Origin of the sequence: Haloarcula marina, assembly GCF_024218775.1 — an archaeon.
GTDB lineage: Archaea > Halobacteriota > Halobacteria > Halobacteriales > Haloarculaceae > Haloarcula > Haloarcula marina.
Genome location: NZ_CP100404.1, coordinates 753,164 through 769,101, shown reverse-complemented (window position 1 = coordinate 769,101; position 15,938 = coordinate 753,164). Strand labels below are relative to the sequence as shown.

The window sequence follows — 15,938 nt, the reverse complement described above, 5'->3', positions numbered from 1 at the left end:
AACGTGTCTCGCTCAGTCGTCGCTCGGTGCGGCCGCGCCGCCGGAACTGACGCCCGTCCCGGGGCCGATGTCGATGTCCAGTTCCGCGAGTTTCTCGTCGGGGACGACGCCGTCCTCCCAGCCACGGACCTCGTAGTACTCCGCCTTCAGTTTGTCCAGTTCCGCCAGTTCGCCCTCCGAACCGCCCTGTGCGGGGATGGCGTCCTCGTGGCCCTCGACGAAGCGGTCCGGGAGGCTGTCGTCGTCGCCGTCGAAGCCCGCGAGGTTGTTGTAGTACCGTTCGAGGTTGTAGACGCGCTCGCCAGCCTCCATCAGTTCCTCCTCGCTCACGTCCAGTCCGGTCATACCGTTGTACTGGAGCACGTACTCCTCGATGCCCTCCGCGAAGGCGTTGAACTTGCAGATGTCGAACGAGTCGCTGATGGCGTGGAGGTCCTGGAAGAGCGCGCACAGTTCGCCTTTCCCCTCCCACTCGCGGGGGTCGACCTTCTCCGGGACGCCGAGAATCTCGGCGGCCGGGGTGTACCCGCGCAGGTGGCAGGCCCCGCGGTTGGAGGTCGCGTAGCCGATAGCCATCCCCTTCATGCAGCGCGGGTCGTAGGCGGCCATCGTCTGGCCCTTCACGGCCAGCGAATTCCCGGCGGCGTCGAACTCCGCGGCGAGGTGGGACGGCCCCTCGGCGAGGTGGTCCGCGAGTTCCGTCTCGCGGTCGCCGATGGCGTCTATCATGTCTATCATGGTGTCGGCGTCCCCCCAGTCGATGCCGTCGCCGAGTCCGTCCAGTTTGCCCTGTTCGGTCATCTCCATCGTCATCGCCATCGTGTTGCCCGCGTCGATGGTGTCGATGCCCACGTCGTTACACCGTTCGAGCATCACCGCTATCTTGTCGCGTTCGACGTGGCCGGAGTTCGGGCCGAGCGCCCACGCCGACTCGTACTCGTAGGACTCGGTGCGGACGTTCATCTCCTCGCCCTTGTGCATCGCCTGCACCTCGACTTCCTTCTTGCAGGCGACCGGACAGGAGTGACACGTCGGTTCGTCGACGAGGATGTTCTCTCGGACGTTCTCTCCGGAGACGTCCTCGGAGTCGAGGATTCGCTCGCCGTCGCCCTCGGCGTCGGACATCGACCGGGTCGAAGAGTACTTCGCGTTCTTCGTCGGCAGGCCGTCCATCTCCTCCGTGAGATTCATCAGGACGTTGGTGCCGTACAGCGAGAGGCCGCCTTCGTTCGGCCCGGTGATGTCTGACTCCTGAATGACCTGCATCGCCTGCTTGTGTCCCTTCTGGAACGTCTCCTTGTCTTCTGGCTTCGGCATCCGAGTGGACGACTTGACCACGACGGCCTTCAGGTTCTTGTTGCCCATCACACAGCCGGTACCGCCCCGCCCCGAGGCCCGGTCGTCCTCGTTCATGATACAGGCGTACTTCACCTCGTTCTCGCCACCCGGGCCGATAGCCATCGTCGAGAGGTTCTTCCCGTAGGACCCCTCTACCTCGTCTTCGAGTTCCTCGACGGTGTCGTGGACGCCCCAGCCCCAGAGATGCGAGGCGTCGCGGAGTTCGACCTCGCCGTCTTCGACGACGGCGTACACCGGGTGGTCGGCCTGCCCCTCGAAGAGGAGGCCGTCGAATCCGGCCCACTTGAGGCGCGCGCCCGACCAGCCACCGTGGTGGGAATCTGTCACTGTCCCGGTCAGCGGCGACTTCGTGCAGACGGCGATACGGCCGCTCATCGTCACTTGCGTCCCCGTCAGCGGACCGGTCATGAACGCCAGCAGGTTGTCCGGGCCGAGCGGGTCGACGTCCGGACCTTGCTCGAAGACGTACTTCACCCCGAGTCCGCGCGCACCGATGTACTTCCTCGCGTCCGCGTCGTTGATACCCTCGTAGGATACATCACCCTCGCCGAGGTCGATTCTCGCCACGTGATCTTGGAAGCCGCCGAGTTCAGTCATGAATATCTGTGTAAAATAGAGGAGCGTACTCACTTAACGATTTGTGCTAGCGTCCCCCAGAGTCACCACTGATTCCCCGTTTTCATCCGTCTCGCGGGGTTTTACCCGCTTCAGTCCGCTGTGGTCCCCGCCGAGCAGGGATGGACTCTGTCGCTGTCGACGGCCACCCCCACGTCGGTTCCGACGGCGGGCGGGTCGTCGGTGAAAGCGTCGAGGCGGTGGCCCGCCAGCGAGAGGACGACGCGGGTGGCGGCGTCCTCACGGACGACGCGTTCGACCGTCGCCTCGAACGCCCCGCCCGTCTCGACCAGTCGGACCGCGTCGGGACGGAACGAGACGTACTCCGGCGAACCGTCCACGGCGTCTCGCAGGGACGGAACCGCCGAGAGCGGGAGGGCGTTCGCACCGGTGAACGACGCGACGACGGGCGTGGCCGGGCGCTCGAACACCGCCTCGGGCGTGCCTGACTGAATCACCTGCCCGTCTCGCATCACCGCGATACGGTCCGCGACGGCGCGAGCGGTCGTGCGGTTGTGCGTGACGTAGACGGCCGTCACGTCCGCGAGCACGTCCGCCAAGTCGTCCCGAAGCGCCTGCCGCGTCGGCACGTCGAGCGCCGCGAGCGGTTCGTCGAGCAACAGCACCGACGGCTTCACCGCGAGCGCCCGGGCGAGGGCGACTCGCTGTTTCTCTCCGCCGGACAGCGTCGGCGGGTAGCGCTCGGCCAGTTCTTCGACGCCGAGTTCTTCGAGGAGCGAATCGGCCTCGCGCGTCTCCTCGTGGTAGCGCACACCGTACTCGACGTTCTCCCGCACCGAGAGGTGCGGAAACAGCGCGTAGTCCTGAAAGACGAACCCGAAATCGCGTTCCTCAGGAGGGACGCCGTCGAGTCGGCGGCCGTCGAAGCGCACGTGCCCGTCGTGAGGGTGAAAGCCCGCCACGCTCTCCAGCAAGAGCGTCTTGCCGCTCCCGCTGGGACCGAGGACGACGAGCGTCTCGCCCGCCGCCACGTCGAGGGTCGCCTCGACGGTGAACGCGTCCGCGCCCTCGGCGGTGAACGTCGCGCTCACGTCCGCGTCGAGCGTCATCAGGGCATCCCTCCCACGCCGCCGTCGTCGGTCAGGTACCGGACGGCGAGGAAGATGACCGCCGAGACGGCCAGCAGGAGGAAGGCCACGGCCCCGCTCTCGTCCAGTCCGCCCTGCAGGTACGTGTTGTAGACGAACACCGGCGCGTGCTGTGCGGTCACGCGCTGCCCGGCGGGCGGATAGAAGAACTGGACGCTGTAGGCGACGACGGCGACGGCCCCGAACTCCGAGACGGCCCGCGCCCAGGCGAGGACGCCGCCGGTAATCATCCCCCGGACCGCCAGCGGTCCGGTGACCCGGCGGAACGTCTCCCACCGGTTCGCGCCGTGGATGCGCGAGGCGTACGAGAGCCTGTCGTCGATTGTCTCGAACGACTCGCGGGTGGTGTTGACGGCGTAGGGCGCGGCGACGAACGTCATCGCCAGCACCATCCCGACCATCGACCCGAGGACGGAGACGCTCGGGAACGCCCCGCCCCGCCCGAAGCCGAAGAGGACGATGATGCCCGCCACGGAGTGGGGAACCACCAGCGGCAGGTCCACGAGACTCTCGACGAACTGCTGTCCCGGAAAGCCCTCCGCGAGCAGGTGCGCGAGGGGGACTCCCAGCACGAGACTCACCACCGCGGCCAGCAGCGGCCCGTAGACGCCCAGATACAGCACCCGATGGACCTCCGAGGAAAGCGCCTTCTCGACGATTAGCGAGGGCGACTGCCGGGCGACGAACATGAACAGCGGCAGGCCCAGTGCGACCACGAGGAGACTCCCGACGGTGGCCGTCGCCACGGTGAACGGCGACCCGTCGAGCGCGTAGGCGGTGACGGCGACGCTCCCAACGAGGAAGTAGGCGTACCACGTCGGCCGGTCCAGCGAGTACGCGGCGACGAACGCCGTCGCCTGCAGGAGGCCGAACGTCGCCACGAGCGAGCGACGGCTGACCGCCGCCAGCGTGAGTCGCGTGTCAGTACCTGTCGCCATGTGTGGAGAAGTGGCCGCCGTCGGTGACCGCGGACGCGTCGAACACTACAACTCCAGCGGCCCGAGGGAAGACTGGGCACTGGCGACGTTCATGACGTTGTCGGGGACCGCGTCGGACCCGCTGTCGGGGACGACGACGGGGTCGACCGGCACCAGCCCCTGTTCTTCGAGGATGGTCCGACCGGGGTCGGTGGCGAAGTACTCGACCCACTGCGCGCCCCCGCCGGACGCCTGTGCCACGTCCGGGACGGTGATACCGTAGGCGATGGGCGCGCCGGTGAACGTCCCGCTGTTCGTCTCCACCTCGGCCTTCGCGTAGTGTTGGGCGTACTCGCTGGTGGCCTGCGAGAGGTCGACTTCGGGTTGCAGGTCGATGAAGGGCTTGCCCGAGGTGCTGGAGATGGACTGGTAGTACATCACGTAGTCCAGTTCGCCGCTCTCCAGTTGGCCCTCCAGATTCGTCTCCGTGCCCGTCGGGGCCACGGAGTTGTCACGGAGCGCCTGATAGGTCGACTCGTCGTACAGTCGCTCGCCGTCGAACGTCTCTTTGCCGAGTTGCTGGGTCATCACCGCTCGGTAGCCGCCCGGGTCGACCGCCGGGTCCGAGTGCCCGATGGTGACGCCGTCGCGGGTCAACACCTCCCACCAGTTGTCCGCCGAGATATCGTCGGCCCCCGGCGAGTCCTCGCGGTACTGGATGGACATCGAGTTGGTCGTGAAGATGGCGTACCAACCGCCGAAGTCGGGGAGAATCCGGTTCCGGATGAGTCGGAAGTCCGAGACGCCCAGCACGTCGGCCCGGCGACCCTGCTGGGTTATCTTCTGCGTGGAGGCGACCGACCCCTTCGCCTCGCGGGTCACGTCGACGCCGTACTCCGCCTCGAACCCCGGTTCGGCCTCGCTGAACGGTGGGGCCAGCGACCCGGCGTGGAAGATGGTCATCGAATCACCGAGTTGCCCCCCCGACGTAGTGTCGGTTGTCCCGCCACTGTCGCCGTCGTCACTCCCGCCGCTACCGGTCCCGCCGCCACCGCCGCCGCCGCGACAGCCAGCGAGTCCGAGCGCGGCCGTCGCACCGACGCTCCCGAGGAACGCGCGTCGTCTGAGCCGGTGTTCCGACATGGATACATCGCTGTTGGGCCCCGGTAGTTCATAACGATTTTCCCTTCAGGACCGGCAGTGGTCGTATGGACGCCAGCGTCACGGTGCAGTTACAGGCCGACGGCGTCGCCTTCACCGCGGCGGACGCCGACCTCCTCCGTGCGGTCCGTGCCGAGGGGTCTGTCAGCGGCGCGACGGCGGCCCTCGGTCGGTCCAGAGCGCGCGCACTCGACCGCATCGAGACGCTCGACGGCGCGTTCGGACCGCTCGTCGACCGACAGCGCGGCGGCGCGAGCGGCGGCGGGAGCGAACTCACCCCGGCGGCCGAGGACCTGCTACGCCGCTTCGCGCGGTTGCAGGCGACCGTCGCCAGCACCGCCAGCGTCGAGGAGTGCGTGCTGTCCGGCCGCGTGACCGGCCGGGACGGCGAACTCGGGGTGGTGGCGACCGACGCCGGTGACGTGCGGGCGCGACTGGTGGCCGGGCCCTCGGGTGAGACGCCGACCGTCGGGACGGCCGTGCAAGTGAGCGTCCGGTCGGACGCGGTGACGCTACACGCGCCCACGGACGCGCCAGCGGGAGAGAGCACGAGCGCCCGGAACCGCTTCGAGGGGGAGGTGCTGGCCGTCGACGAGGGGGCGACCATCGTCGTCGCACGCATCGACATCGGCACTTCGGACCCGCTGTCGGCGCTGCTCACTCGGGACAGCCTCGACCGACTGGGCCTGCGCCCGGGGAGTCGCGTCGTCGCCTCGTTCAAGGCGACCGCGACCCGAGCGATTCCGACCGAGTGAGCCGCGGCGACCGACACGAGGTCCGCTGTCGTTCCCATGTCGGTATCGAGTCCGCGAGAATATTCGCACCGAGACGGGGCCACACGACGGCGAAGCGCTCCGTGAGTTCGTACAAAACGACCCTTTAAATTCGCGGAGTGTGAACACCCGGCAAGCAAATGCTGGAGGACGAGTTCGGTCGAGAAGTGTCCGGGGTCCGCGTCTCGCTGACCGACCGGTGTAACTTCGACTGCGTCTACTGCCACAACGAGGGACTGGGGGATACGCGCGGCCCAATGGACCCGCAGGACGACGAACTCTCGACCGACACCGTCGTTCGATTTCTGGAGGTCGCTCGGGAGTACGGCGTCGAGGCCGTGAAGTTCACGGGCGGCGAACCGATGCTCCGCGACGACCTCGAAGAAATCGTCCGGCGCGCGCCCGATGACATGGCGGTGTCGATGACGACCAACGGGACCTTTCTGCCCGGTCGCGCCGAGGCCCTCGTCGACGCGGGCCTCGAACGCGTCAACGTCTCCCAGGACGCCCTCGACGCCGACGCCTTCGCCGAACTGACCCAGAGCGGCGCGTACGAGCGAGTGCTGGAGGGCGTCGAGGCGGCGCTGGACGCCGGTCTCGCCCCGGTGAAACTGAACATGGTCGTCTTCGAACCGACGGCGGGGTACGTACCGGGGATGGTCGACCACGTCGCCGCGAACGACGGCCTCCAACTGCAACTCATCGAGTACATGCCGGAACTGGCGGGCCATCCCGAGTGGGCCATCGACATCCAGCGGGTCCACGACTGGCTGGAGGACCGCGCGGACCACGTCGAGACGCGCGAGATGCACGACCGCAAGCGCTACTTCGTCAGCAGCGACGCCGAGACGGCCGAAGCGGCACAGACCGCGGCGACCGACGGCGGCGTCCGCGCGGGGGACGGCCTCGGCATGGTCGAAATCGTCGACCCCGTCGGCAACGCCGAGTTCTGCGCGAACTGCCACCGGGTTCGGCTAGCTCACGACGGCTACCTGAAGGGGTGTCTCAACCGCAACGACGACCTCGTCGCCATCGGCGAGACGAAGGCAGCGATGCGCGATGCCTTCGAGAAGACCGTCGCCGAGCGAGTGCCCTACTACGGCGAGTATCTGGTCGAAGACGACGAGGGCGGCTGGACGATGAACGAGGCGTATCTCGACAGCAAGGGGGACCGAACCCCCTACGAGTACGCCGACGAGTAACTACAGGCCGTCCAGCGCGCGCTCGAACGCCCGGACGCCCGGCTTTTCCGTTCGGTCCGGGTTGGCGAGTACGCGGACGCGTTGGCTCCCGAGCGAGACGTACTCCAGCCCGAGTTTCTCGGCGGTCGACCGGAGGGCGAGTCCGGCGTCGGCCCGCCCACCGAGGACCTTGCGCGCGGGACTCTCGTGGGCCTTCGTCGTCAGGTCGTAGCCGTCGACGGCGTCCGAGAGCGCCGTTCGGTCGGTGTCGCGTTCGGTCGCGAGAGCGTCGAGGGCGTCGTCGAAACTCCGTCGCAGGCCCGACCCGGTGTCGCGGTTGACGAACCGGTAGTCCCCGTCCACGAGAGCCGCCAGCGAATCCACGTCGGCGTCGGGCGCGACGACGAGGCCCCAGTCGCGGTCCCACCCACCGAGTTCGACGGCGTTCTCGGGCGGGTCCGACGGTCCGGCGACGACGGCGAGGTCCGGCGTTCCGGCCGCCAGTCGTCGGACTCCTTCGACGGTCCCGAGGGGGAGGTAGCGCGGACGGTCGACGGTATCGAGCAGTTCCGAGAGCGTCGGGTCGTCCTCACCCACACCAAGGAGTGTCGGCGGGCGCACGTCGGGCGAGAACAGGTCCACTTCGACCGCCTCGCCCTCGGCGATGTAGTCAGTGTCTGCGGGGACGGTGACCGTGCCGTCGGCGTCGACGAGCGTGGTGGTCGCGCCGCTCCCCTTGTCCACCGGATAGACGAGCAGCGCGCCGTCGCCGTCTTCCACGAGACCGACCGGCATGAACCGCTGGCGACCCTCCGCGTAGCGTTCGGTGACGGCCATCTCCCCGGTGACCGTCGCCGTCGACGGTTCCTCGCGCCCAGCGGCCTCGCGGACGAGGGGCGCGACGAACACGCGGAAGATAGTCAGCGCCGAGATGGGGTAGCCCGGGAGGCCGACGTACGCCGATTCGCCGACGGTCCCGACGAGCATCGGCTTGCCCGGTTTGACGGCGACGCCGTGGAGCAGGAGTTCGCCGCGGTCCTCGATGACCCGATAGATGACGTCGACGGCGCTGGCGCTCGTGGACCCGGAGGAGAGGACGAGGTCACACTCGTCGGCGGCCTCGTGGAGCAACCGCTCCATCTCCGCGTAGTCGTCGCCCGCGTGCGGGTACAGGACCGGGTCGCCACCGGCCTCCGCGACGGCGGCCGCGAGCGTGTAGCTGTTCACGTCGTATATCTCGCCCGCGCCGCTGTCGAGGGAGTCGCCCGGTCTGACCAGTTCGTCGCCCGTCGAGACGATACCGACCGTCGGCGTCCCGCGGACGGGCACCTCGTCGACGCCGAGCGCCGAGAGGAGACCGATTTCGCGGGCGGTGAGCGGCGTCCCGGGGCCGAGCGCCCGCGCGCCAGCGGCGATGTCCGCCCCCGCGAGCATCACGCTGTCGCCGGGCGCGACGGCGGTGCGAACCTCGACGGCGTCGCCGCCGTCGACCTCTGTCGTGCGTTCGACGACGACGACGGCGTCCGCACCTTCCGGCATGACCGCGCCCGTCGAGACTTCGACGGCCGTGCCCGATTCGACTGCCACCGCGGGTTCCTCGCCAGCGTGGACTGCCCCGGCGAGCGACAGCGTCGTCGGGTCGGCCTCGTCCGCGCCGAAGGTGTCGGCGGCCCGCACCGCGTAGCCGTCCATGCTCGCCCGGTCGAACCCCGGCACGTCGAGTTCGGCGTCGATTCGCTCGGCGAGGACGCGGTCGCGGGCCTCGGCCAACGGGACCCGTTCGGGGTCGGGCGCGAGGTCCAATCCCGCCAGAATCTCGCGGGCCTCGGCGGGCGAGGCGAGGTCGCGGAACTCCCGGCGGTCGCTCATCGGGACCACTCCCAGTTCTCGACGGCCACCGTCTCGCCCGCGTCGTACCCCTCCAGTCCCTCGGGAACGACGACCCACCCATCGGCGAGGGCGACGCTGGAGAGGACCCCCGAACCGCTGGCGCGGGTCGGGGTCGCCGCGGGCCCCTCGTCGTCCGCGTCGAGTCGGACCCGGGCGAACGTCCGCGTACCGGGGTCGCTCGCTATCTTGCGGGTCAGTCGGGCCTCGGTCGTCGGCGGCGTCGTCCGTGGAAGGTGGCCCGCGCGTTCGAGCGCCGGGCGGAGGAACTGGACCGCGTTGACGATACAGGCGACGGGATAGCCCGGCAGCATCACCACCGGCGTCTCGGCGACCCGACCGAGTGCGACCGGATGCCCGGGTTTCAGCGCGACGCCGTGGACCAACACCTCGCCCAACTCCTCGACGACTTCGGGAATCAGGTCGCGCTCCCCGACCGACGACCCGCCCGTGGTGACCACGATGTCGTGGTCCAGGTCGCGCTCGACGGCCGCTCGGAGGGCGTCCTCGTCGTCGGTGACCACGTCGCGGTAAGTAGCCTCGCCGCCCCACCGCTCGACGTACTGCGTGACGGTCTGCCCGTTCGTCTCGACGACTTCGCCCGGGTCGGGGTCGTCTTGGACGAGTTCCTCGCCGGTCGGAACGACGGCGACGCGCGGCCGTTCGTACACGGAGACGGCGTCCAACCCGACGGCTTTCAGCAGGCCGAGGTCCGACGGCCTGAGTCGGTGACCGGCCTCGTACAGCGTCTGTCCCGCCTCCACATCCTCGCCGATGGGAGCGACGTTCTCGCCGCCCGCCACCGCGTCGAAGACGCTCAGGGCGTCACCGCGCCGGTCGGCGTCCTCGACCATCACGACGGCGTCTGCGCCGCTCGGGAGTTCGCTCCCGGTGTGGACGCGAACCGCCGTGCCCGGTCCCACGTCCTCGCCGACTCGCAACTGCTCGGGCGAGCGACCGGTCGCGCCGAACGTGTCCTCGGCGCGGACCGCGTAGCCGTCCATCGCCGCCCGGCGGTAGTGCGGAACCGGGCGGTCGGCCGCGACGGGCGAGGCGACGACGCGTTCGTCGGCCGCCCGGAGCGGGACCCGTTCCGTTCGGTCGTGGGGCGTCACCGCGTCCAACAGCGTCTCGCGGGCCTCGTCGAGCCGCGTTCGCCGTTTGAATCCCTCGGTCCGGCGTGCCTCGTCACTCATACCCAGACCTACTCGTCGCCCCACAAAAACATCTGTGTGGTCGGCCGGAGAACTGTCTCGGCGGAGCGTGCTTTCGCCCGGCGTCGGCCGGAGTGGACAGCGCAGACGGGAGACCGATTTCGAAGTTCGCATCTCCCACAATTCCGAGATTCGTGCTACGTTTCTACGATAGTACCACACAGAGTGCTCCAAATGGTGCAGTGTATAAGGTATATCCAGACGTATGCGCAGAATCCTTTAGTACGAGTCCGTGCTGGTAGTTGACATGGCGACGAACTCACGCGTCACCGTCTCGTCCGTCGACGCCGACGCCCACCCCCTACACAGCACCGACGACCGCTACTGCAAGCACTGCCACGAAATCGCGCTGGCGTTCGACCCCGGGGCCGAACGACCCCGCTGTCGGACCTGCGGCGAACTCGCCTGAGCGATGCGCCTCCAGCAACAACTCAGAGACCGGTTCCGGGACCGGTTCGACCGAGGAACAGTCTACGAGTGTGCGCTCTGCGGTCTGCGGTTCGACGACGAACGGCAGGACTGTCCGGCCTGCGGGTATATCGTGAGAGAAGCGAAGTAGCCCCGGGTCAGTCGGAGACGGGGGCGTCGGCCTGTTCGGCCGGTTGTTCGGTTATCTCGTAGAGGTTCTGTCGCGCGTCGGCGAAGTACACGTCTTCTTCGATGACACCGACCTCGTCGAGTCGTTCGAGCGCGTAGCGGACGGTACGTGCAGAGAGCATCGACTCCTCCACGATACCTTTCTGGGTCAGCGGACCGTCGTACTCCAACACCTTGTAAACGAGCTTCGCGCTCGGTGGAAGGTCTGCGATTGCCTCCCCGTCGGATTCCGTCATTACTCCCACCGAGTGTCGCCGGATGCATAAAGATTGAGGAGTTGGGTCGACAGACGGGCGCTCGCGGCGGCACACGGGGGCTGTCGGGTGGGTTTCGGCGCCTGCAGACGATGGCCAGTCCCCGAGGGACGTACTGAACCGCGCCCCTTTTGGTGGAGGGTGGACGAACACAGGGTATGGCTACGGATACGGCGGACGGCATGAGCTCTCACATGCGGGGGCTCACTGTCACGACCATCACGGCTGTCGCGGGCATCGCGGCGGCGTTCGTGTCGAATGCCGTCGCATCGGGTGCGGCGGACGTCACGGGCGTCCTCGTCGTGGCGGCCGCCGTCCTCGCACAGTTCCCGATTCTTCGCGTCATCGGCATCGGGCCCGACGACCTCTCCACGAAAGACGTGCTCTACATCGCGTTCATGACCTTCGCGCTCTGGTTCGTCTCGTGGGGCATCCTCCTGACGGCAGGGGTCTAATCATGGCCGAGGACAGTATCGCAGTCGTCGACTTAGAGCGGTGCCAACCCGACCGCTGTAACTACGAGTGTATGAACTACTGCCCGCCCAACCGGAGCGGGAAAGAGTGCATCGTCAAGCGCGGCGACGCCTACGAGGAAGACGAGGAGTTCGAGGGGAAACCCGACCAGGTCCGCATCTCCGAGGAGATATGTCTGGGCGAGTCCTGCGGCATCTGCGTCAACAAGTGCCCCTTCGACGCCATCGAAATCATCAACCTCCCACAGGAGTTGACCGAGGAACCGGTCCACCGCTACGGGGAGAACGCCTTCGCGCTGTACGGCCTCCCCACCCCCCAAGAGGGGCAGGTCACGGGGATTCTCGGGCCGAACGGCATCGGGAAGACCACCGCCGTCCGCATCCTCGCCGACGAGATGGCCCCGAACCTCGGCCGGTACGGCGAGCAACCGGGCTGGGACGAGATTCTCGACGAGTACCGCGGGACCGCCCTGCAGGACTACCTCGAACAGATGCGCGACGGCGACGTGACCGTCGCCCGCAAGCCGCAGTACGTCGACCGCATCCCCGACCAGTTCGACGGGAAGGCCCGCGAACTGCTCGAACGGACCGACGAGCGCGGCGAACTCGACTACCTCATCGAGCGGACGGGCATCCGCCCGGTCGTCGACAATCACATCGACGACCTCTCGGGCGGCGAACTCCAGCGTGTCGCGCTGGTGGCGACGCTGGCACGGGACGCGGACTTCTACTTCCTCGACGAGATTACGCCGTATCTGGACATCGGTCAGCGGATGACCGCCGCCCGCCTCATCCGCGAACTCGCCGAGGAGGGCGACCGCTCGATGCTGGTCGTCGAACACGACCTCGCCATCCTCGACTTGCTCGCGGACAACATCAACGTCGCCTACGGGTCGCCCGGCGCGTTCGGTATTATCACCTCGCCGAAGTCCACGAAGAACGGCATCAACGAGTACCTCTCCGGGTACTTGGAGAACGAGAACATGCGCATCCGGCAGACCGAAATCGAGTTCGAGGAACACGCGCCCCGGACCGAGTCGACCGGCGACGTGGTCATCGAGTACCCCGACCTCGCCAAGAGCTACGGCGAGGGCGAGTTCTCGCTGGAAGTCGAGGCCGGGACCATCCGCGAGAGCGAAGTCCTCGGCGTAGTCGGCCCGAACGGTATCGGGAAGTCGACGTTCGCGAAGATGCTGGCCGGGCGTCTGGAACCCACCGCGGGTAGCGTCGAGGCGGACCTCGACATCGCCTACAAGCCCCAGTACATCGACATCGACCAGCAGATGCGCGTCGACGCGTTCCTCTCGACGATTACCGACGACTTCGGTTCCTCGTACTGGAACACCGAAATCGCCCAACCGCTCCAACTCGACGCCGTGATGGAGCAGCAACTGACCGACCTCTCGGGCGGGGAGCGCCAGCGCGTCGCCATCGCGGCCTGCCTCTCGAAGGAGGCCGACCTTTACCTGCTCGACGAACCGTCGGCCCACCTCGACGTCGAACAGCGTGTGCTCGCCACGTCGGCGATTCGCCGCTACGCCGAGAACCACGACGCCACGGCGATGGTCATCGACCACGACATCTACATGATCGACCTGCTGGCAGACCGCTTGCTCGTCTTCGACGGCGAACCCGCCAAGAGCGGCCACGCCGCGCCGCCACAGGGGATGCGCGAGGGGATGAACGAGTTCCTCTCGAACCTCGACATCACGTTCCGTCGCGACGAGCGCACGTCCCGGCCGCGCATCAACAAGCCCGGGTCCCAACTCGACCGCAAGCAGAAGAACGCGGGCGAGTACTACTACAGTCCGAACCAGTAGACGAGGCGGTGGACCGGCACGACGACGTGAGAAAGCCTATTCGCTGTGCCGTCACAAGCACGACCACCTCCATGCGCAGTTTCCTCCGGTCGAGCTATCTGTTCAGCGTGCGGCGGTTGCTGGTCTGTCTCGTCCTCACGACTGTCGTCGTGGGCACCGACGCGCTGTTCATCCACTTCAAGGACATCCAGACCGTCGCCGACTTCGCTACCGAGGTGGGGATTCACACGCTCGGCTTCTACGGTGGCTACACGCTCGCGGCCGCGTTCAATCGTTCCGGAATCGACAGCAGTTGAGCGACGCGAGACGTGCGGCGACGCGCGCTGAAAACTGAAACGGTGGACGATAACGATTGCCGCAGGACCTTACGCAGCGGGGTCGGACGTGTCGCCGGTCTCGGACCCGGCGACGGCGTCGTCGAGTCCGTCCGCGACCTCCGCCGGGTCGAACTCCTCGTCCGGGCGGAGTTCGCGGTCGGGGGAGTCGCCGTCTTGCTGTTCGGTGACCGATTCGTCGCCGGTGACCGAGACGAAGATGTCACCTAACTCCGCAACTCGGTCGCTGGACTGACTCTTACTCATCGCACTCGGAGGTATGCGATAGTGCGTGTTAGATACTCTACCTAACTAAGTTGGGGGCCGGTCCTCGGGGAGGTGCGGCCGTTAGAGGACGTGGCGCTGGCAGGACCCACACAGGGACGCTTCCTTCACGTCGACCTGTCGGACCGTCGGCGAGAAGTTCATCACGCAGCGCTTGTTGTCGCAGTGTTCCAGTCCGAGCGTGTGGCCGATTTCGTGGACGACTTCCTTGCGGACGCGGGCGGCGAAAATCTCCCCGGCCGAGCGGTTCGAAAAGCCGCCGTCGGAGGACGTCTGGAGGCGGTACGTGGAGATGACGCTACCGGACCCGCCGAGGTAGGCGAGTCCGAAGACGTAGTTGCGGCGGCGGTAGAAGAGGTCTTTCGGCGTGATGGCGATGTTCTTCTCGCCGGACCCGACGCGCCTCGCGAGGTCGATGAACTCCTCGGCGCGGTACTGGTCCCGGTCGCCATCGTACGCACCGGCGGGAATCGACTGGGGTTCGTGCATCGTGACCTCACAGTCGTAGGTCCCGCGGAGGCCGTCCGACGCCTCGCGTTTCACTTGGGCGGAGACTTCGCCCACCGGTACGATGTCGACGTGCATGGCGAAACGTATGAGACGGTGGCGCATAAATATCCCGCCGTGAACGACGCCGACCGTGCCCTCGTCGGTCGGTTGTCTGACGCCGACGGCGTCGTGGAAGTCGGGGTCGGCAACCGTCCGTCGGTGGCCGCCGAACTCGCCGCCCGCGGGGTCAGCGTGACCGCGACGGACATCCACGAACGGCCGGTTCCGGACGGCGTCACCTTCGTCGTCGACGACGTGACCGACCCGACCCTCTCGGTGTACGAGGACGCCGACATCGTGTTCGCGCGGAACCTCCCGCCGGAACTCCACCGGCCCCTTCGTGTTATCGCCCGCCGGGTCGACGCCGCCTGCTGGTTCACGACCCTCGGCGGCGACCAGCCAGCGGTTCCCGTCGACCGGGAGCAACTCGACGGCGGCGAGACGCTGTACCGGGCGCGCGAGGACGTGCGGTAGCGAGAGATAGCAAGGGGCTTGAACGGGCGCGCCGACGGGACGCGTATGCAAGTCGACGCGGTCGTACTGGACATCGACGGCGTCCTCGTGGACGTCGCCGACTCCTACCGACGGGCCGTCGTTGAGTCCGTCGACCGAGTGTACGGCGAGACCATCGAGAAGGATGACATCCAGCGGTTCAAGGACGCGGGCGGGTTCAACAACGACTGGGAAGTCACCGACGCGGCGGCCCTACTGGTGCTGGCCCGTCGAGAGGACGAGTCGTTCGACCTCGTGACCTTCACCGACGCTATCGCCGAACGGGGCGGCGGCCTCGACGCGGCGAAAGCCGTCGCCCAAGACCGACTCGCCGACGACGCGGCCGACCGCGTCCTCGACGCCTGGGACCCCGACCAGTTGCGCGACGTGTTCCAGACGCTGTACCTCGGCAGTGACCTGTACCGCGAACTCGAAGGCGGCGACCCGCCGTTCGACGCGCCGGGCTACATCAACGACGAACCCGTGCTGGTCGACAGCGAGACGCTGACGGCCCTGCACGAGCGCTACGCCGTCGGCGTCGTCACCGGCCGTCCCGCCGCGGAGGCCGACATCGCGATGGAGCGGGTCGGCCTCGAACTCCCCGCCGACCACCGTTTCACGATGGACGACTGGGAGCAGGGGAAACCCCACCCGCACGCGCTGACGGTGTTGGGCGAGCGCTTCGACGCCGAGCGAATCGCGTTCGCGGGCGACACCTTAGACGACGTGACGACGGCCGTCAACGCCGACGCCGAGGACGACGAGCGAGTGTACTACGGTATCGGCGTCCTCACCGGCGGCCTGACCGGCGAGGCAGGGCGAGAGAAGTTCGCCGCGGCGGGCGCGAGCGCAGTCGTCGAGTCGGTCAACGAACTGGTCGACCTGCTGGAGTGAGCCAGCGAGAACGGCAGGGATTTCCCGAGCGAGTCTGAACGAAG

The 15,938-nt window shown here is 67.7% G+C and carries 17 protein-coding genes; 8 read left to right on the top strand and 9 right to left on the bottom strand.

Annotated elements, in window-relative coordinates; all coding sequences use genetic code 11:
- Positions 1-12 precede the first annotated feature (12 nt).
- From NJQ44_RS03965 to NJQ44_RS03950, 4 genes are all read right to left on the bottom strand, one after another.
- Positions 13-1,956 (bottom strand): aldehyde ferredoxin oxidoreductase family protein, encoded by a 1,944-nt coding sequence (locus NJQ44_RS03965; RefSeq protein ID WP_254273385.1) that lies wholly within the window; start codon positions 1,954-1,956, stop codon positions 13-15.
- Between the two features lie 110 nt (positions 1,957-2,066).
- A complete protein-coding gene (locus tag NJQ44_RS03960) occupies positions 2,067-3,044 on the bottom strand; it encodes an ABC transporter ATP-binding protein (RefSeq protein WP_254273384.1) in 978 nt (325 codons plus the stop codon).
- Entirely contained in the window at positions 3,044-4,021 is a 978-nt protein-coding gene (locus NJQ44_RS03955; RefSeq protein ID WP_254273383.1) for an ABC transporter permease, read from the bottom strand. The genes NJQ44_RS03960 and NJQ44_RS03955 overlap by 1 nt, the downstream gene beginning before the upstream one ends.
- A 45-nt stretch (positions 4,022-4,066) precedes the next feature.
- A complete protein-coding gene (locus NJQ44_RS03950; protein ID WP_254273382.1) occupies positions 4,067-5,143 on the bottom strand; it encodes an extracellular solute-binding protein in 1,077 nt (358 codons plus the stop codon).
- Positions 5,144-5,208: 65 nt separating this feature from the next.
- Here NJQ44_RS03950 and NJQ44_RS03945 point away from each other — a divergent pair, with 65 nt between their 5' ends.
- Positions 5,209-5,916, top strand: coding sequence for a TOBE domain-containing protein (locus NJQ44_RS03945; RefSeq protein ID WP_254273381.1), 708 nt, complete (start codon positions 5,209-5,211; stop codon positions 5,914-5,916).
- Positions 5,917-6,074: 158 nt separating this feature from the next.
- On the top strand, positions 6,075-7,136 hold the full coding sequence (gene moaA, locus NJQ44_RS03940) for a GTP 3',8-cyclase MoaA (protein WP_254273380.1): 1,062 nt from the start codon (positions 6,075-6,077) through the stop codon (positions 7,134-7,136).
- Here moaA and NJQ44_RS03935 read toward each other — a convergent pair whose 3' ends face one another.
- Complete coding sequence (locus NJQ44_RS03935) at positions 7,137-8,984, bottom strand: molybdopterin biosynthesis protein (protein ID WP_254273379.1); 1,848 nt, start codon at positions 8,982-8,984, stop codon at positions 7,137-7,139.
- Positions 8,981-10,198, bottom strand: coding sequence for a molybdopterin molybdotransferase MoeA (locus NJQ44_RS03930; protein ID WP_254273378.1), 1,218 nt, complete (start codon positions 10,196-10,198; stop codon positions 8,981-8,983). The genes NJQ44_RS03935 and NJQ44_RS03930 overlap by 4 nt, the downstream gene beginning before the upstream one ends.
- A 265-nt stretch (positions 10,199-10,463) precedes the next feature.
- On the opposite strand from NJQ44_RS03930, the gene NJQ44_RS03925 reads away from it, so the two are divergent.
- Complete coding sequence (locus tag NJQ44_RS03925) at positions 10,464-10,625, top strand: hypothetical protein (RefSeq protein WP_254273377.1); 162 nt, start codon at positions 10,464-10,466, stop codon at positions 10,623-10,625.
- Between the two features lie 157 nt (positions 10,626-10,782).
- Here NJQ44_RS03925 and NJQ44_RS03920 read toward each other — a convergent pair whose 3' ends face one another.
- Positions 10,783-11,049: a winged helix-turn-helix domain-containing protein gene (locus tag NJQ44_RS03920; RefSeq protein ID WP_254273376.1), complete on the bottom strand. Its 267-nt coding sequence runs from the start codon at positions 11,047-11,049 to the stop codon at positions 10,783-10,785.
- A gap of 176 nt (positions 11,050-11,225) precedes the next feature.
- Between NJQ44_RS03920 and NJQ44_RS03915 the strand changes: the two genes are divergently transcribed.
- From NJQ44_RS03915 to NJQ44_RS03905, 3 genes are all read left to right on the top strand, one after another.
- The gene (locus NJQ44_RS03915) at positions 11,226-11,522 is read left to right on the top strand and encodes an EMC6-like membrane protein (RefSeq protein WP_254273375.1); all 297 of its coding nucleotides are present in this window, start codon (positions 11,226-11,228) and stop codon (positions 11,520-11,522) included.
- Between the two features lie 2 nt (positions 11,523-11,524).
- Complete coding sequence (locus NJQ44_RS03910; RefSeq protein WP_254273374.1) at positions 11,525-13,360, top strand: ribosome biogenesis/translation initiation ATPase RLI; 1,836 nt, start codon at positions 11,525-11,527, stop codon at positions 13,358-13,360.
- Between the two features lie 71 nt (positions 13,361-13,431).
- Positions 13,432-13,656 carry a hypothetical protein gene (locus tag NJQ44_RS03905; RefSeq protein WP_254273373.1) on the top strand — a complete coding sequence of 75 codons (225 nt, stop codon included), beginning with the start codon at positions 13,432-13,434 and terminating at the stop codon, positions 13,654-13,656.
- Positions 13,657-13,725: 69 nt separating this feature from the next.
- On the opposite strand, the gene NJQ44_RS03900 is transcribed toward NJQ44_RS03905, so the two are convergent.
- Together NJQ44_RS03900 and NJQ44_RS03895 are read right to left on the bottom strand one after the other, a co-directional pair.
- Entirely contained in the window at positions 13,726-13,941 is a 216-nt protein-coding gene (locus NJQ44_RS03900; protein ID WP_254273372.1) for a hypothetical protein, read from the bottom strand.
- Between the two features lie 81 nt (positions 13,942-14,022).
- Positions 14,023-14,544: an archaemetzincin family Zn-dependent metalloprotease gene (locus NJQ44_RS03895; RefSeq protein ID WP_254273371.1), complete on the bottom strand. Its 522-nt coding sequence runs from the start codon at positions 14,542-14,544 to the stop codon at positions 14,023-14,025.
- A gap of 39 nt (positions 14,545-14,583) precedes the next feature.
- On the opposite strand from NJQ44_RS03895, the gene NJQ44_RS03890 reads away from it, so the two are divergent.
- Together NJQ44_RS03890 and NJQ44_RS03885 are read left to right on the top strand one after the other, a co-directional pair.
- A complete protein-coding gene (locus NJQ44_RS03890) occupies positions 14,584-14,982 on the top strand; it encodes a UPF0146 family protein (RefSeq protein ID WP_254273370.1) in 399 nt (132 codons plus the stop codon).
- A gap of 45 nt (positions 14,983-15,027) precedes the next feature.
- Positions 15,028-15,894: a TIGR01548 family HAD-type hydrolase gene (locus NJQ44_RS03885; protein ID WP_254273369.1), complete on the top strand. Its 867-nt coding sequence runs from the start codon at positions 15,028-15,030 to the stop codon at positions 15,892-15,894.
- The last annotated feature ends 44 nt before the right edge of the window (positions 15,895-15,938 follow it).

What these genes read in the sequence shown, in the direction of transcription:
- NJQ44_RS03900 (WP_254273372.1), bottom strand. Translation starts at nt 13,941, where the DNA reads ATGAGTAAGAGTCAGTCCAGCGACCGAGTTGCGGAGTTAGGTGACATC.
- NJQ44_RS03895 (WP_254273371.1), bottom strand. Translation starts at nt 14,544, where the DNA reads ATGCACGTCGACATCGTACCGGTGGGCGAAGTCTCCGCCCAAGTGAAA.
- NJQ44_RS03925 (WP_254273377.1), top strand. Translation starts at nt 10,464, where the DNA reads ATGGCGACGAACTCACGCGTCACCGTCTCGTCCGTCGACGCCGACGCC.
- NJQ44_RS03950 (WP_254273382.1), bottom strand. Translation starts at nt 5,143, where the DNA reads ATGTCGGAACACCGGCTCAGACGACGCGCGTTCCTCGGGAGCGTCGGT.
- NJQ44_RS03885 (WP_254273369.1), top strand. Translation starts at nt 15,028, where the DNA reads ATGCAAGTCGACGCGGTCGTACTGGACATCGACGGCGTCCTCGTGGAC.
- NJQ44_RS03960 (WP_254273384.1), bottom strand. Translation starts at nt 3,044, where the DNA reads ATGACGCTCGACGCGGACGTGAGCGCGACGTTCACCGCCGAGGGCGCG.
- NJQ44_RS03930 (WP_254273378.1), bottom strand. Translation starts at nt 10,198, where the DNA reads ATGAGTGACGAGGCACGCCGGACCGAGGGATTCAAACGGCGAACGCGG.
- NJQ44_RS03915 (WP_254273375.1), top strand. Translation starts at nt 11,226, where the DNA reads ATGGCTACGGATACGGCGGACGGCATGAGCTCTCACATGCGGGGGCTC.
- NJQ44_RS03935 (WP_254273379.1), bottom strand. Translation starts at nt 8,984, where the DNA reads ATGAGCGACCGCCGGGAGTTCCGCGACCTCGCCTCGCCCGCCGAGGCC.
- NJQ44_RS03955 (WP_254273383.1), bottom strand. Translation starts at nt 4,021, where the DNA reads ATGGCGACAGGTACTGACACGCGACTCACGCTGGCGGCGGTCAGCCGT.
- NJQ44_RS03905 (WP_254273373.1), top strand. Translation starts at nt 13,432, where the DNA reads ATGCGCAGTTTCCTCCGGTCGAGCTATCTGTTCAGCGTGCGGCGGTTG.
- NJQ44_RS03920 (WP_254273376.1), bottom strand. Translation starts at nt 11,049, where the DNA reads ATGACGGAATCCGACGGGGAGGCAATCGCAGACCTTCCACCGAGCGCG.
- NJQ44_RS03910 (WP_254273374.1), top strand. Translation starts at nt 11,525, where the DNA reads ATGGCCGAGGACAGTATCGCAGTCGTCGACTTAGAGCGGTGCCAACCC.
- NJQ44_RS03965 (WP_254273385.1), bottom strand. Translation starts at nt 1,956, where the DNA reads ATGACTGAACTCGGCGGCTTCCAAGATCACGTGGCGAGAATCGACCTC.
- NJQ44_RS03945 (WP_254273381.1), top strand. Translation starts at nt 5,209, where the DNA reads ATGGACGCCAGCGTCACGGTGCAGTTACAGGCCGACGGCGTCGCCTTC.
- moaA (WP_254273380.1), top strand. Translation starts at nt 6,075, where the DNA reads ATGCTGGAGGACGAGTTCGGTCGAGAAGTGTCCGGGGTCCGCGTCTCG.